The sequence below is a fragment of the Vibrio sp. JC009 genome (genome assembly GCF_029016485.1).
Classification (GTDB): domain Bacteria; phylum Pseudomonadota; class Gammaproteobacteria; order Enterobacterales; family Vibrionaceae; genus Vibrio.
Window position 1 is genome coordinate 615,153 of the sequence record NZ_CP092107.1, and the last position, 15,659, is coordinate 630,811.

A 15,659-nucleotide genomic window follows, 5' to 3' on the forward strand; every position below is an offset into this window, starting at 1 on the left:
AATTTTTACTAAAGTTTTATGCTATTGAGTTTGTTGTCAATTTAATCACATATCATTCCAGCTAATAGAATAGATGAACCTCTTCTTGATTTACAAAATAATCACAAACCGTTTACATAAATCAGAGTTTAGTCAGGTTAAGGAATGTAACAGGGGTGTAAATTTCATTTACTCAAGGGCTCATTAGCATTTCCTTGAATAACTATTTAACCCTGTCTACGCTGATATTAATACGAATGGGGTAGCAACTGTCCGTTGGCAAATAATTAAGTAAAGAATCAATAATTCTAATTAACAGGGCCATGGTATTTAAGGGATGATATGACAGCGAAGAGAATTCATCTGAAAAGCAAAATATACCGGTATTTCTCTATGAGTGCGCTCATTCCGATACTGGTGATTGAAATTGCTTTAATTATCCTCTACTTCGGCGTTAATAATCTGGTTGCGATGCGCACTCAAGACGTGCTGAAAAGTGCCTATGTCTCTGAGCTGGACACCATAGGCAAACTGGAAGCGGAAATACTCAGCCGCAAACTGGATAACATTTCTGCGCTCTCTTATCTGATGCAACAGCAAAACCAGTGGGTATTTCAATCTCTGGATGATTGTATTCTTCCTGCCGGTGAACCAAAATTTGAACGCCACGCTAATGGTTCCCTGTATAAAAGTACTCAGAACGGCGGGGCTTCCGTTTACCTCTCTTCCACTACCGAACTCTCATCGGATGTAAGAAAGAAACTGCGCTGTACTGAAATGATGGACCCTTTCTTTCTGTGGCTGACGGAATCGAATCCTCTGATTGTTCAGGCTTATTTTAACAGCTGGGACAATATGAACCGCCTTTACCCGCCCATACCGGATGCTCCGCAGACTTACGGTCCGACACTGCATATGGAAGGGTTCAACTTTTACTATAAAGCAGATAAACAGCACAATCCTTCCGGCGGCCCGGTCTGGACCAAAGCTTATCTTGACCCGGCAGGTCAGGGCTGGATGGTTTCCAATGTTATTCCTATTTATAACAACGGATTTCTTGAAGGTGTCAGCGGTATCGATATTACTGTGGAAACACTGATAACCCAGTTGATGTCTCAGAGTATCGCCGGGGAAAACAAAATACTGTTTATCGATAACGAGGGTGACATACTGGCCATGTCCGATGAAGTATCCGAGTTTATCGGCCTTCAGGAACTAACCGAACACAATTACACCGGCAATATCGAAACCACTGTCTATAAGCCGAACAACTATAATATTTTCCAGTTGGGCACTCATCTGCAAAACCCTGACTTCCGGGAGAAATTTGTCAGCAAAGAGCCTCTGTTTACCACTGAGATAAACCAACAGAGATACATTGTCAGTCAGAACCTGATCCCTTCCACCGGCTGGCGGATTGTGATACTGCTGCAGCAGGAAGCACTATTAGCTCCGGTCAGTGAACTGGAATCCTTTGCGACCTTCCTAGGCAGCATAGCCATTATGGTGATGGTGATATTTTATCTGCTGTTCTTTGCCTATATTTCTAAGAAATCCAGTAAGTTGTCGCGGCTGATTAGTGACCCTCTGTCTCAGTTGGTCAGCTACACCCGAAAACTGCAGAAGCATCAGCACCTCTCTGAACTGGAACGGTCAGAAATTATCGAAATCGATGATCTGAACAACAACTTTAACCAGTTGAAGTCTGAGCTGCATACCCGGACTCAGGAGCTGGTAATGAGTCAATTGGCGGAAAATATGGCCCGGGAAGAGAAAGACCTGATAGAAAAACTCAGCTATACCGATCACCTGACCGGCATCAGTAACAGAAGACATATAGAAAAACTGCTCAATAAAGAGATAACCCGCAACGAACGGATTCCTGATGGATTTGGCGTGATCCTGGTGGATCTGGACCACTTTAAAAGAATCAATGATACCCTGGGCCACGCCGCAGGGGATTCCTGCCTGAGCCAGACAGCCGAGATATTCTATAACCGGATACGTAATACCGACAGCGTCGGACGCTGGGGAGGCGAGGAGTTTATTGTTCTTTGCCCTGTCGTTACTCAGGAGGGGCTTATCTCTCTGGCAGACGATCTGCGAACATCCATGAAACATGTACAAATGCCGGAGAACTATTCTGTCACAGCCAGTTTCGGCTGCGCCATCTATGAGCCGGGAGAGAAACTGGAACAGCTGATTATCCGCGCCGATATGGCTCTGTACACGGCAAAAGACGACGGACGAAACCGCTGTGTATTTAAAGATCAAACAGCCGTCAACCAGATTTCATCAGTTATATAAACCTCAAGTTAGTCATCTCTTATGCCGGGACAGCTGATAAACGTCAGATGTCCCGGTGCAGTTGATAAAGATCAACCCCGCCTGATTACGGACCGTTTTTACCCGAAATGAACTTGGATCTACCTTTATACCGACCGGCATATAACTACCATTAGGGCTATATTCAATCAGTTTAATTTTATTACATTTCTTCTTAAGCACTGGTCTTGAAGCCAGAAGGAGAAGTGTTCTGCGTTGGGGCAGATTTTACCCTTCAGGTAGGTAGTTCATGGCAAGAAAATCCAAAAGAAAATCGAATCAGCTAGTCGAGAAATTCGCAGCTGTTGGTTCGCTGTTTTTACTTATTACAGCCTGGTGGTTTGGCGGTGTTGAGATATCTGCGCGTCAAATCACTATGCTTAACTCACTGGTTGAAGAAAACCAGCAACTAGTCCGGGTGGACGAGGGCCTGTATCAGGTTATGCAAGGCGACGAGCAGAAAGCCTGGCTGGGCGTGGGTCAGGGTATCGGCTACGGCGGTGAGCTGAACGTAGCGATTCGTATGGATATGCAAGGCACCATAGCGCAAACCAGTATTCTTTCCATCAAAGACACCGCTTCCTATGTCAGCAAAGTGATAGAAAACGGACTGGTTAACAAAGTTCTGGGCGTGGCCGGCAAAAAGCAGGTTTCCGTTGATGCCATCAGCGGTGCTACCCTCTCTTCACGCGGTATTATCCAGGCTGTTAACGACGCGGCCGATCCTATCCGGGAAAAACTCTTCGGCTACCGGCTGAAAGAGCAGGCAAGCCCGCTTGATACTCTGGGTATGAACGATGCGCTGGCTGTGGTTATTTTTCTGCTGGCGGTATTTATCAGCCGCTCATCAAGCGTGCATAAAACCAAAATGCAGTGGGCTCTGATGCTGACTTCACTGGTTGCATTTGGCTTCCACTCTGCCTCACTTATTTCTTCTTCAACCATGGGTATTCTTATCTCAGGCTCCTGGACTTCCGGTCTGGGTAACTACACGGCCATCATTCTTCTGGTAATGAGCATCGGCTATATCCTGATGTTTAATAAAAATATCTACTGCCAGATGATCTGCCCGATGGGCGTCACTCAGCAGTGTCTGGCAAAACTGACCAACCCGAAGGCTGTCAGCCTTAAGCATCAGGCATTTAAATGGTTCCCGAGGGGTATTCTGCTGGCAACACTGGCCGCAGGCCTTTACTTCAGAAATCCGGCAGCATTCAATTATGAGCCATTCGGAATCATGTTTGGCATGGTTGGTTCTATGTTCCTGTTTGTGCTTACCTTCCTGATCCTTATCACTTCGCTGGCTGTTCACCGCCCTTGGTGTAAGACCCTCTGCCCTATTTCTGCGATGACAGATTACATCGTATTTATGAAGGAGTGGTATAAGCAGGCCACTAAACCTAAGAAGAAAAAAGGGGCAAAAGCCGGAAAGAAAGAGCGCAAACCGAAAAAAGCACCGGTTAATGACCGCCCTGCGCAAGAGCAGCCAATTGCAGTAAAGGTTGAGGAGGCCTGATCATGATTAAGAATATCTTTTACGGATTCTACGCCGTACTGAGTGGCCTCATTCTGCTGACGCTGAGCCAGGATCTGAAATACAGCATGATGCAAAACAGCGCTACCCAGCCCCAGTATGTTTTTACCCAGAAATCGGATGAAAATGCCGAAAAGCGTAAACAGGAAGAGCTGGAAATCATCCGCCAGTGGGCCGAAGGTTACGACGCCAAAACTGTAAGACAATAATAAATTAAGGCCGGGCAATATGAGCGAACAGGAAAAAGTGAACTCTCACACTGATAAAAGAGAGGAAGGTATCCGGATTGTAGACGGAAACGAGGCAGCAGCCTCGGTCGCCTACCGCTGTAATGATGTTATCGGCATCTATCCGATAACGCCATCTTCTGCCATGTCAGAGCAGTGTGAAGAGTGGAGCAATAAACAGCTGCCAAACTTTCGCGGTGTTGTTCCAAGCATCTACGAGATGCAGTCAGAAGGCGGTGCAGCCGGTCTTCTGCATGGTGCGCTGACAGCGGGCTCTCTGGCAACCTCTTTTACATCTTCTCAGGGATTACTTCTGATGATCCCGAATATGTACAAGATTGCCGGTGAACTGACCCCTTTCGTTCTGCATGTGGCTGCCCGCTCTCTGGCTACCCATGCGCTGTCGATTTTCTGCGACCACTCGGATGTAATGGCCGTTCGCCAGACCGGTTTTGCTATGCTTTCCGGCAACAACTGCCAGCAGGCGCATGACTTAGCCCTGATTGCTCAGGCCGCCACTCTGAGCAGCCGTATTCCTTTTGTGCACTTCTTTGATGGTTTCAGAACCTCGCACGAACTGAATCAGATTCAGTACATTTCTGACGATATCATTCAGCAGATGCTGGACAATAAGCTGATTGACCAAAGCTACCTGCGCAGGCTAACGCCAGACGCTCCAAGCGTTAAGGGCACATCGCAAAACCCGGATACCTACTTCCAGGCCAGAGAAGCGGTAAACGGCTATTATGATGCCTGTCCCGATAAGGTTATCAAAGCGATGGAGAAGTTTGGTGAGTTGACCGGCCGCCATTACAAGCCATATGAATACTTCGGTGACGAAAATGCCACAGAACTTATCGTTGTGATGGGCTCAGCCACCAGCACGGTTAAGCAGACGGTTAAGCATCTCAGAAAACAGGGCAAACAAGTGGGTGTGCTCTGTATTCATCTGTACCGGCCTTTCTCTGTTGAGCACTGTCTGAAATCCATTCCTGCATCGGTTGAACGGATTGCGGTACTGGACCGCACCAAAGAACCGGGCGCTATCGGTGAACCTCTGTATCTGGGTATGCTTTCGGCTATCTCTCGCGGTTGGGCAGAAATTCACAGCTCAGCTCTGCCGCAGGTATTTGGCGGCCGCTACGGGCTTTCTTCCAAAGAGTTTAACCCGCGCCATGTTGAGTCAATTTACTCTGCTATGGAAAACCGTTCGATTTTCCATAACTTTACCGTAGGAATCGAAGATGATGTAACCGGACTTTCGCTGCCTGTTATCCATTCTCAGACCAACTTTGATGATACTGAGCTGAATGCGCTTTTCTATGGGCTGGGCTCAGACGGTACAGTGGGTGCGAACAAGAACACCATTAAGATTGTGGGTAACTACAGCCAGTGGTTTACTCAGGGTTACTTTGTTTACGACTCGAAAAAGTCCGGCGGGATGACCACCTCTCATCTGAGATTTAACAACACTGCAATCGATGCGCCTTACCTGATTGAACAGGCCGGTTTTATTGGTTGTCACCAGTTCAGCCTGTTACAGAAGAACGATATTCTGGCCAATGCCAAACCGGGTGCAACCATACTGTTTAACACCACTCACTCATCTACGGCACTCTGGAAACAACTTGGACACCGTGAACAGAACCATATCCTGAGAAAGGAGTTGAAGGTTTACACCATAGATGCAACGAAACTGGCCAATCAGGCCGGTATCAGGGGCCGCATTAACAACATTATGCAGCGCGCCTTCTTCCTGCTGACGGATCTGCTCGATTCCGATCAGGCCTATGAACTGCAAAAACAGGCCATCGTAAAAACCTACGAGCGCAAGGGCGAAAAAGTGATTCAGGCCAACCTTGAAGCCATTGGACTGACAGAAGATGCCCTGCGTGAAGTTGAGCTGCATAACGATGAGCTGAATGAACCCATTACCCTTCCTCTGGTTTCTGCACAAGCACCTGAGTTTGTGCAGAAGGTAACTGCTGAGCTGATGCAAAACCGTGGCGACCTGCTTCCGGTCAGCGCCTTCCCGGTTGACGGCACCTGGCCGAGTAATACCAGTAAGTGGGAAAAACGCGATATCGCCAGCTTTGTGCCTGTGTGGGATGAAGAAAGCTGCACCCAGTGCAACACCTGTAGCCTGGTCTGCCCTCACTCCGCCATCAGGGTAAAAGTGATCAGCCGTGATCTTCCGCTGGATGATGCGCCGGCGTCCTTCAGGATCACAGACTATAAGCTGCGTGATTTCCAGGGAGAGAAATTCACCCTTCAGGTCTCTCCGGAAGACTGTACCGGTTGTCAGTTGTGTATGGAAATGTGCCCGGCTGTAAATGAAGAAAACGGACAGGCAAAAGCACTGAAAATGGTGCCGAGAGAAGATATTTCGCTGGAGCAGAGTGAAAACTTTGAGTACTTCACTAATCTGCCTGAGCTAAAACCAATCGATATCAAGCGTATTGATGCCAGAAGCAGCCAGTTGCTTGAACCTCTGCTTGAATTCTCCGGTGCCTGCTCAGGCTGCGGCGAAACACCTTATATTAAGCTGCTGACCCAGCTTTACGGCGACCATATGCTGGTTGCCAACGCCACAGGCTGCTCATCCATTTACGGCGGTAACCTGCCGACGACGCCTTACGCTCAGAACGCTGAAGGGCGCGGTCCGGCCTGGGCTAACTCTCTGTTTGAAGATAACGCAGAGTTCGGCCTAGGTATGCGAATGGCGCTGGAGAGTGATCAGAACATTGCTCTTACTCAGCTTGAAACGGTTAAGAGCATGATCCCTGAATCTCTGTATCAGAGTATTACTGAGCTGGTTTCAGACTCATCAGCAAAAGGCATTGACCGTCAGCGCGGCAATGTTGAGCAGCTTAAGCAGTACATTTCTCAGGATCACCCGCTTTATCTGCATGCGGATGCCCTGATTGCAAAAAGTGTCTGGATTCTTGGTGGAGACGGCTGGGCCTTTGATATCGGCTACGGCGGTCTGGACCATGTGCTGAACAGCAATAAAAACGTCAATATCGTGGTGCTGAACAATCAGGTTTATGCCAACACCGGCGGTCAGCAATCCAAAGCCACACCAACCGGCGCCATCGCCAAATTTGCCAGCGAAGGTAAAGAGCTGGCGGGTAAAGATCTGGGTGTTACCGCCATGATTTCCGGCAATGCTTACGTTGCCACAGTGGCAATGGGCGCCAATATGAACCAGACCCTGAAAGCGATTCAGGAAGCCCAGGCTTATCCGGGACCTTCTCTGATTATTGCCTACGCCTCTTGTATTACCCACGGCATCAATATGTCTCAGGGCGTTGAACAGCAGAAACTGCTTATCGACAGCGGCTTATGGCCCCTGTACCGCTTTGACCCAAGACGTAAGGCTAAAGGCAAAGCCGCGATTCAGATGGATTCGCGCCCGGCTAAAAAAGGCGTTGAGGAGTTCGTTGAGCTACAGAACCGCTTTAAACAGCTTTTGGCAAGAGATGAAGAGAGTTATCAGCAGGGAATTGCTTCTCTGCAATCACAGGTTGCTTACAAGCAGTCCCTGCTCGATCAGCTATCAGGCTGGAAATAGAGATTTTAAAAGAGAGATAAAACGATGGAAAAAGTAGCAGTATTTTATGGTAGTGATTCCGGCGCAACAAAAAGAGTAGCAGCGTTAATCGCAGAGCAGTTCAGCGCTGAGTGTTACGATATTGCCGACAGTGATGTGGAAGATTTTGAGCAGTATGAACTGGTTATTCTGGGCTCACCAACGGTAAACAACGGTGAAGTGCAGTCGGACTGGGACTATGTGCTGGACGATGTGGAAGATCTTGATCTGGCCAATACCAAGGTGGCGATCTTCGGCCTTGGCGATCAGGTTGAGTACGCCGATACCTTTGTTGACGCCATGGCAGAAATTGCAGAAGCCTGTGAAGAGGCCGGCGCAGATATCATTGGTAAATGGCCAACCGAAGGCTATAACCACTCAGAATCACGTTCCGAAGATGACGGTGAGTTTATCGGTCTGGCAATCGACAACGAAAGACAAGCCGACCAAACTCAGACCCGCGTAGAGAAATGGGCAAACCAGCTCAAAGTTGCAGCTGCGTTTTAAGCTATACAACCTCATTCCCACGCTCAGCGCGGGAATGCCTCATCCCACATTCCTTCAATTTTCTCCAAATCAGCCAACATACATATGGCTTAATAGATACAGGTAAGCTAAGCTTACTTGTGCAATCAATCAGTTACACTCCAATGATTAAAGTGATGCATCAGGATGAAAACATTTACTCTACCGGAAATCGATGAAGATATGCTGCAGGATGTGGTCGAAGAGACCAATATCCACTGCGCAAACAGCTCCACAACATCCATTCTGTTAGAGCAGGATCCGCATAACACCAGTTTGCTGAACGAGCTGTTCCGCTCTGTGCATACCATAAAAGGCGTTGTTGCCATTGCTCAAGTCTCACCACTTTTGCCTTTGCTAATGGCAATGGAAGATATTCTGGCAATGATTCGCGAAGGAGAGCTTAGCTACAACACCCAGATCTCAGATGCCCTGCTCTCGATTCTGAATGAGGTAAAGTTTTTTGTGGCAGACTGCGCAGTTGAAAAGTCGATTGATTACGATCCTGACATCTATATCTCTGCCGCTACCTGGTTAAAACAGGTCCGCCCGGACAACCAGGCTGAACATCAGTCTCTGTTCACCAAGGTTACCCTGGCTCTTGAATCCTCCACTGAGTACGAAAAAAACAGTGCCGGATTCTATGAACAGAGTTTTGATGATCTGGACATCGACTGGGCAAAGGAGATCGAACCGGATTTAATCTTTTTCCAGAGCATAATGAAGCCCGTTGAACAGCGTCTGGACAACTGGGAAGGCCGCAGTGACCGGCAGTTAAAACTGGCTCTGCTGCTAAATCAGTTCGCCGGAAAACCCGTTGATGAAACCCAGTTAATCGCCGCCGTTTATCTGCACGATATTGGTATGGCTCTGCTGCCACTGGCCCTGCTGAGAAAAACATCGCCACTGAAGGATTCTGAAACCACACGCGTGCGGGGCCATGTGGAGCGAGCGGTTAACTTCCTGTCCGAGATGCCGCACTGGTCAGAGGCAAGACAGTTTATTTATGAGCACCATGAAAGACCCGACGGAGACGGTTATCCAAACGGCTTGGGAAATGATGATATTTCCCACGGCGCAAAAATCCTGGCGCTGGTTGACTCCTTTGAGGCAATGACCCATGAGCGGGCCAGACACAGACATGAAAAACGCTCCATCATACATGCGCTGCAGGAGATTAATCACTCCAGCGGCACTCAGTTCTGTCCTTTCTGGGTTGAAACCCTTAACCGGGTGATGGATTCCATATTAGCCAAGTAGTTATACCAGACTATAGCTGTTAAAATGGGCTCCTTTTTTTCTTAACGGAGCAACAGCAAATGAAAGGTATGCTGGCAAACTGGAAGTTACTTGCCGCCGGGATTATCCCGCTTATCCATTCGACCCACTCTTTCGCCGTCACTTTTGATGAACTGGCTAAGCGCGATTCAGACACCTACCAAATCATAGACTGCCGTGCCAGTGAGTTCTACAACGGCTGGCCGGAGCAGGGTGAAATCAGAGGCGGACACTTCCCCTCTTCGGTTAACTTCTCGGCAAACTGGCTGGATATACTTTCTGATGAGCAGATCCGGCAGCAGCTTAACCTGCGCAAGCTAAACACCGACAAGCCAACCTATCTTTACTGCAACTCCGGCTCTCAGAACAAAGTGAAAACTAAACTGGAAGAGCTTGGTTTTTCAGAAGTTGCTCAGGTTGAGCAGAATATCTCTGATTATCAGGGGCAGCTGGTCAGCCTGCCTAACTACCAGCAGTTGGTTCCTGCGAGCTGGGTAAATGAGCTGATTAGCGGTAAGGCGGTCAACCACGCTCCTGAAAAGGGATACAAAGTGGTCGAAGTTGCCTGGGGACCGCCGGTTAAATATCTGGCCTCTCATATTCCGGGTGCGCTTTACCTGAACACCAACCAGATTGAGTCCGAAGACAGGCAGTGGAACCGGGTAAGCGCAGAAGATCTGAAAACGGTACTGGAAGAGCTTGGAATTGGTCACGACACAACGGTTGTACTGTATGGCCGCAACAATATGGCTGCCGGCCGTACGGCCAATATCTTTATGTACGCCGGAGTGAAAGATGTCCGTCTGCTTGATGGTGGCTGGTCTGCCTGGGACAGAGCAGATTACCCGACCGAAGCGCTGCTTAACAGCGCAGAAAAAGCCGTATTCGGTAAGCCGGTTCCGGCCAATCCTGAATACGTTATTGATATTCCGGAAGCGAAACAGCTGCTTGCCGATCAGGAAAACAGCTCGCTGGTGAGTATACGAACCACAGCGGAATACACCGGCAAAGAAAGCGGCTACAGTTATATCAAACATAAAGGGCGAATCAAGGGCTCGCGCTGGGGCCACGCAGGTTCAGATGCCAACCACCTTGAAGATTTCCATAACCCGGACGAAACCATGCTAAGTGCCGACATTATCACCAGACAGTGGCAGGAGTGGAATATCCGTAAAGATCAGCGCGTGGCTTTCTACTGCGGTACCGGCTGGCGTGCTTCAGAAGCCTTCTTCTACGCGCATGTTATGGGCTGGCCGCAAATAAGCGTATTTGATGGCGGATGGTTTGAGTGGAGTAACGACGAAAGCAATCCCGTAGAAAGCGGAGAAATGTAAAACTGCAAACTAACGGGTAAAAAAAGGCCAACCGTCAATGGCTGCGGTTGGCCGATATACATTGTGAACAATTATGCATTCACTAACAACGTCAGTTGGCTAGGTGACCCTCGGCTTTAAGAAGGGTCATTTAATATATTGCATGATGCATGCCAAAAAATAACCCCCAATTATAGCCACATTCCAACTATTTCACCCTCTGAATTTGCAAAGTGCAATTGCAAATTGCGATTTATATGCAATTAGCTTAAATCTGGTGAAATGCCAATAAAGCTAAATCAGAAAAGGCTGCAAAACTGCAGCCTTTTTCATCTTTTTATTTCTAGCTCATTAATTGAGCGATTTTTATTTTTACCCAACCAACTAATGCTGTTAGTCATTAGCTGCGGGCAATTTTATGGAATAAACCTCACGCTTTCAATGGTTAAAGTAAATATTTCTTAATATTCGCTTAACAAGATATAATCACGTGATATACATCTACCTTCTCTTTTCATCTTGCATTGTTAGCTCATACAAGTGTGACGCGAGTCAATAAATACCCTGTAAAACTCATCCGCTACCTATTCAGTTTTTGTTTTGTCTACCAACTGCCTCAGGTGTTGCGGCAACTCGCGGGCTAATTCCGGGCTTTGTTTCAAAATCCGCTCAAGCAGGGCCTTCGCCTTCTCTTTTTCACCTGAAGCCAGCAGGGCTTCCACCTCTTCAAAAGAGCTGATATTCACCTCTGCATCCATAAATCCGGTCTGTATCTCCTTCTCCTCTTTGCTTCTGGCTCCTGCGCTTCTGGCACCTGCGGCCATATCAGCTTCAGGAGCTGCCTGCATTTTTAAAGGCGCAGACATCATACTTTCCCGGACAGGCATCTTAGCCCGCTTGGCTTCTATCCGTTGATCAGCCTGCTCTTCGGTAACCTGAGGCTCAATAGCAGCCGGAAGCTCCGGCTCAGTGACAACCGGCATTGTCTGATCCACCCAGCGCCATGGAGCAAGAATAACCACAAAACCCAGTGAGGCCGCCAGTCCCAGATAAGGCCACCAGTTTTTCCGCCGCCCGGATGCCGATTTCGCGTAGGCGAGGATCTTTTTATCCAGCTCGGGAGACGGCGTCTCGTTCGCGCTTTCTTTGTAGAGAGAGACGATCTCTTTATCATTTAACTCATTTTTCATTCCCGCTCTCCCAACTTTCTGGTCAGACACTGGCGAAGCAGCTCCAGAGCGTAACGCAGGCGGGTTTTCACCGCCTCTGGTTTTGCTCCGACAATGGAGCAGATCTCTCTGGGCTCAAAACCTGAGTCGTACCTGAGCAGAAATGCTTCGCGCTGCAACGGAGCAAGCAGAGACAGGCAGATCATAATCGCCATTCGTTTCTGCTCAGAATAATCGCTGATCTGCTGAGCAGACTCTTCACTCACCTGCGCTTCACGGTATGCCTGCTCTGACATACGCTTTCTGTGCTCATCACTGATCAGGTTACGGGCAATGGTATACAGCCAGGTGGTAAATTTGGCGCTGGCCTGATAGGTTTCACGCTTATCTACCACCCGGTACCAGACCTCCTGAAACAGCTCTTCTGCCCGCGCATGCTGGCTGAAATCAAGCTGCCTGGTAAAGTACCGGTACAATGGCCCTTTGTGCCGCTGGTACAGGCAGGCAAAGGCCCGCTGCTCACCTTTGCCAAATGCCGTCATAAGCTGTTCGTCAGATCGATTATTCATTAAAGACTCTTCGCTACCTCAACCAGGCTGATAAACTCGCCACGGTAATTGTAGGGGTCATCTCCCCTGTTTTTGCGGGCAATATCAGCAATCTCCTGCAAGGATAGACCATCCAGATACTTATTGTCCTTGAGCTTCTGCGCAAAGGCGGCAACCGCTGATGCAAACTGAAAGTCACTGCTTGCCTGAGAAAAACTCTCTTTGAGTTCTCTGGTTTTCACTATGCTTGTCAGCAGCTTACTCGCTGAACCACCCGGCAGTTTATAGCGGGTTTTCACCAGAGCCACTTCATTCTGATATCCGGAATCGGGCTCTTTTTTCTGATAACGCAAATCGTCAATCCTGCCCTTTTCCCCATTCAGAGTCAGTTCATAGAATGCCGTTACAGTGTGACCAGCTCCTATTTCACCGGCGTCCACCGCATCATTATTAAAAAATTCATGCTCTAGCAGACGATTCTGATAGCCAATCAACCGGTACTCTTTCACCACATTCGGATTAAACTCAATCTGAATCTTTACATCGGAGGCGATGCTTTGCAGTGTGCCGCTCATCTGGCGCAGCAGAACTTTTCTCGCTTCATGCAGAGTGTCGATATAGGCATGATTGCCATCGCCGATATTCGATAGCTGCTCCATCATGGCGTCGTTATAATTGCCACGGCCAAAACCCAGTGTTGTCAGTGATACACCTTTGTCACGCTCCTGAGCAATCAGCTTTTTAAGCTCATCGGTATTGGTAACGCCAACATTAAAATCACCATCGGTTGCCAGGATCACCCGGTTAACCCCATCCTTAAGGAAACCTTTTCTCGCCTGCTGATAGGCCATCTTGATGCCGCTTTCCCCATAGGTTCCGCCACCAGCAGTCAGGCTTTCTAACGCCTGAATAATCTCTTCCTTTTCACTGCCCTTGGTTGGTTTTAACACCACACTGGCGTTGCCCGCATAGGTCACAAGACTGACGGTATCCTGCTCGCGCAACTCTTTGGTCAGAACCGTCAGGCTCTGTACCAGCAGCGGCAGTTTATTCGGCTGCCCCATTGACCCGGATACATCCACCAGAAATACCAGGTTCGAAGACTTACGCTCTGAGTTTGGAATGTCATAACCTTTCAGGGCAATACGCAGCAGCTGATGCTTTTCACTCCAGGGGCTTGGCGCAATTTCGGTATGAACAGAAAACGGCTGGCTTCTGTTTTCAGGTGCTGCATACTGGTAATCAAAATAGTTAATAAAGGCTTCTTCACGAATCGCATCGGAAGGTGGCTTACGGCCCATATTCAGATAACTACGGACATTGGCATAGCTGCCGGTATCCACATCAATGGAAAAGGTAGAAAGAGGTGAATGGCTCACCTGATGGACACCATTGCTTGGTGTTTCCTGATAGTTATCCCTGTCTTCAATAAACACTGGAGCATCTATGCCTGGCATTCCCCCTACCGGCGGCGCGTGAAGCGTCAGCATTGCCTGCTTTGACCGGCTCTGAGCCACCGGAGCAGCCATATCATATTCCGCAACCACTTTTACCCGTTTTACTTCCGCCTCTTCGGCTACCGGTTGTGGTTTCTCCGGCGCGGTAATGACCGCTTCTTTGTCATCGGCTTTTTCAGTGCATCCCAGCATCAGAATCAGTGCAATTGCGCTGGCAAGTGTCGTTTTGGTCGTTTTCATCAGAATTCCCCTTCTGTGGTTTCAGTCTGTTTTTCATATAAACGTTCAACTTTAGAAAAGGGGTTATTTTTTTATAGAAAAGTACATTTACTGGTATAGAATCATTCTTTAAGTCTTTTTTAGAGAGAGTTCTCATTTGCCTGCGCAAATGGGCATGAGGTAAGTACTGTGTTCGATTCTTTTTTTCCAAAACCTAAATTGTTCTTTCTCAGCTTTGTATTCTGGTCGCTGTTTTGTGTCATCGGCTGGTACACAGTGGTTCAGGATCTTGGGCCTGTGCTTAGTCTGGCTCACCTGTTCGGCACAGATTTCCCGGCTCCTTTAGCTGAAGAAGCAGAACAAGCCGCTCAGGCTCTGTTTCAGGAGCAGACCACAAGTGCAGTGAGCGCATGGCTTTACCAGTATATGGCGGCCTGTTATGCCCTGTTTGTTGGCGGCTGGATGACATTTGGTGGTCAGAAGTGGGCCCGCTGGTCAGTCTCCGGCTCTGCCGTTATCGTTTTTATCACCTGGTTCCAGGTGGAAGTAAGCGTTATGCTGAACGAGTGGTATGGCGGCTTCTACAACCTTATCCAGAAAGCACTGACTGCGCCGAACAGCATCACACTTGCCGAGTTTTATGGTGAGCTCTCTTCCGTAATGATTCTGCTGATGGTGGCCATTACCGTTGCCGTGGGTAACGCCTTTTTCGTCAGCCACTTTGTATTCCGCTGGCGTACGGCAATGACAGACTATTACACCTCCAAGTGGCAGCATGTCCGCCATATTGAAGGTGCATCGCAGCGTATTCAGGAAGATACCATGCGTTTTGCTTCTATCATGGAAAGCCTGGGGGTGAGCTTCCTGAACTCCATTATGACTCTGATTGCCTTCCTGCCGATTCTCTGGGGCCTTTCCGGTCATGTTACTGAGCTGCCGATTATTGGTGAAGTTCCGCAGGCTCTGGTCTTTGTTGCTATTCTCTGGTCTATTTTCGGCACTGCGCTGCTGGCACTGGCGGGGATTAAACTGCCTGGCCTTGAATTTAAAAATCAGAAAGTGGAAGCGGCATACCGTAAAGAGCTGGTTTACGGTGAAGATGATGAAGAGCGTGCTGAGCCGATCAAACTGGCTGAGCTGTTTAATAACGTACGTAAAAACTACTTTAAGCTTTACCTGCACTACGCCTATTTCAACATTGTCCGCTACGGCTACCTTCAGTTCGGTAACTTTATCCCCTTCCTGGCGCTTGGCCCTTCCATCGTAGCCGGTGCCTTTACCCTGGGTATTATGCAGCGAATTATGAACGCCTTTAATCAGGTGGAAAATTCATTCCAGTATCTGGTTAACTCCTGGACAACCATTGTTGAGCTGCTGTCCATCTATAAGCGTCTGAAAGCCTTTGAGAGTGTGGTCAATTCCGGTCTGGAAAGCACAATTGAAGCTGAAGCCATTTACCAGAATGATTAATATGGCGGGTGGTCACAATTAGC

General features: G+C 48.3%; 11 protein-coding genes. 8 read left to right on the plus strand and 3 right to left on the minus strand.

The annotated features are described in order from the left end of the window. The first annotated feature begins 321 nt into the window (after positions 1-321). From L3Q72_RS17695 to L3Q72_RS17725, 7 genes are all read left to right on the plus strand, one after another. Complete coding sequence (locus L3Q72_RS17695) at positions 322-2,286, plus strand: diguanylate cyclase (RefSeq protein ID WP_275133490.1); 1,965 nt, start codon at positions 322-324, stop codon at positions 2,284-2,286. Positions 2,287-2,554: 268 nt separating this feature from the next. Beyond that, positions 2,555-3,820, plus strand: a complete 1,266-nt coding sequence (locus L3Q72_RS17700) for an FMN-binding protein (protein ID WP_275133491.1) — start codon at positions 2,555-2,557, stop codon at positions 3,818-3,820. A 2-nt stretch (positions 3,821-3,822) separates the two neighbouring features. Further along, the gene (locus L3Q72_RS17705) at positions 3,823-4,047 is read left to right on the plus strand and encodes a hypothetical protein (RefSeq protein ID WP_275133492.1); all 225 of its coding nucleotides are present in this window, start codon (positions 3,823-3,825) and stop codon (positions 4,045-4,047) included. Between the two features lie 19 nt (positions 4,048-4,066). Beyond that, positions 4,067-7,639 (plus strand): pyruvate:ferredoxin (flavodoxin) oxidoreductase, encoded by a 3,573-nt coding sequence (nifJ, locus tag L3Q72_RS17710; protein ID WP_275133493.1) that lies wholly within the window; start codon positions 4,067-4,069, stop codon positions 7,637-7,639. Between the two features lie 24 nt (positions 7,640-7,663). Then, the gene (locus L3Q72_RS17715) at positions 7,664-8,164 is read left to right on the plus strand and encodes a flavodoxin (protein WP_275133494.1); all 501 of its coding nucleotides are present in this window, start codon (positions 7,664-7,666) and stop codon (positions 8,162-8,164) included. A gap of 165 nt (positions 8,165-8,329) precedes the next feature. Further along, positions 8,330-9,442 (plus strand): HD domain-containing phosphohydrolase, encoded by a 1,113-nt coding sequence (locus L3Q72_RS17720; protein WP_275133495.1) that lies wholly within the window; start codon positions 8,330-8,332, stop codon positions 9,440-9,442. A gap of 59 nt (positions 9,443-9,501) precedes the next feature. Then, positions 9,502-10,794, plus strand: coding sequence for a rhodanese-like domain-containing protein (locus L3Q72_RS17725; RefSeq protein ID WP_275133496.1), 1,293 nt, complete (start codon positions 9,502-9,504; stop codon positions 10,792-10,794). Positions 10,795-11,357: 563 nt separating this feature from the next. On the opposite strand, the gene L3Q72_RS17730 is transcribed toward L3Q72_RS17725, so the two are convergent. Genes L3Q72_RS17730 through L3Q72_RS17740 form a run of 3 tightly spaced genes read right to left on the minus strand, consistent with a single transcriptional unit; the run spans position 11,358 to position 14,187 of the window. Then, on the minus strand, positions 11,358-11,963 hold the full coding sequence (locus L3Q72_RS17730; protein WP_275133497.1) for a hypothetical protein: 606 nt from the start codon (positions 11,961-11,963) through the stop codon (positions 11,358-11,360). Next, positions 11,960-12,511, minus strand: a complete 552-nt coding sequence (locus tag L3Q72_RS17735; RefSeq protein ID WP_275133498.1) for a sigma-70 family RNA polymerase sigma factor — start codon at positions 12,509-12,511, stop codon at positions 11,960-11,962. Before L3Q72_RS17735 ends, L3Q72_RS17730 begins: the two co-directional genes overlap by 4 nt. After that, positions 12,511-14,187, minus strand: a complete 1,677-nt coding sequence (locus L3Q72_RS17740; RefSeq protein ID WP_275133499.1) for a VWA domain-containing protein — start codon at positions 14,185-14,187, stop codon at positions 12,511-12,513. The genes L3Q72_RS17735 and L3Q72_RS17740 overlap by 1 nt, the downstream gene beginning before the upstream one ends. A gap of 168 nt (positions 14,188-14,355) precedes the next feature. Here L3Q72_RS17740 and sbmA point away from each other — a divergent pair, with 168 nt between their 5' ends. Next, positions 14,356-15,636, plus strand: a complete 1,281-nt coding sequence (gene sbmA, locus L3Q72_RS17745) for a peptide antibiotic transporter SbmA (protein WP_275133500.1) — start codon at positions 14,356-14,358, stop codon at positions 15,634-15,636. Positions 15,637-15,659: the final 23 nt, after the last annotated feature.

Bases quoted from the DNA above. Each gene is read 5' to 3' on its own strand.
- L3Q72_RS17695 (WP_275133490.1), top strand. From the start codon at position 322: ATGACAGCGAAGAGAATTCATCTGAAAAGCAAAATATACCGGTATTTC.
- L3Q72_RS17700 (WP_275133491.1), top strand. From the start codon at position 2,555: ATGGCAAGAAAATCCAAAAGAAAATCGAATCAGCTAGTCGAGAAATTC.
- L3Q72_RS17705 (WP_275133492.1), top strand. From the start codon at position 3,823: ATGATTAAGAATATCTTTTACGGATTCTACGCCGTACTGAGTGGCCTC.
- nifJ (WP_275133493.1), top strand. From the start codon at position 4,067: ATGAGCGAACAGGAAAAAGTGAACTCTCACACTGATAAAAGAGAGGAA.
- L3Q72_RS17715 (WP_275133494.1), top strand. From the start codon at position 7,664: ATGGAAAAAGTAGCAGTATTTTATGGTAGTGATTCCGGCGCAACAAAA.
- L3Q72_RS17720 (WP_275133495.1), top strand. From the start codon at position 8,330: ATGAAAACATTTACTCTACCGGAAATCGATGAAGATATGCTGCAGGAT.
- L3Q72_RS17725 (WP_275133496.1), top strand. From the start codon at position 9,502: ATGAAAGGTATGCTGGCAAACTGGAAGTTACTTGCCGCCGGGATTATC.
- L3Q72_RS17730 (WP_275133497.1), bottom strand. From the start codon at position 11,963: ATGAAAAATGAGTTAAATGATAAAGAGATCGTCTCTCTCTACAAAGAA.
- L3Q72_RS17735 (WP_275133498.1), bottom strand. From the start codon at position 12,511: ATGAATAATCGATCTGACGAACAGCTTATGACGGCATTTGGCAAAGGT.
- L3Q72_RS17740 (WP_275133499.1), bottom strand. From the start codon at position 14,187: ATGAAAACGACCAAAACGACACTTGCCAGCGCAATTGCACTGATTCTG.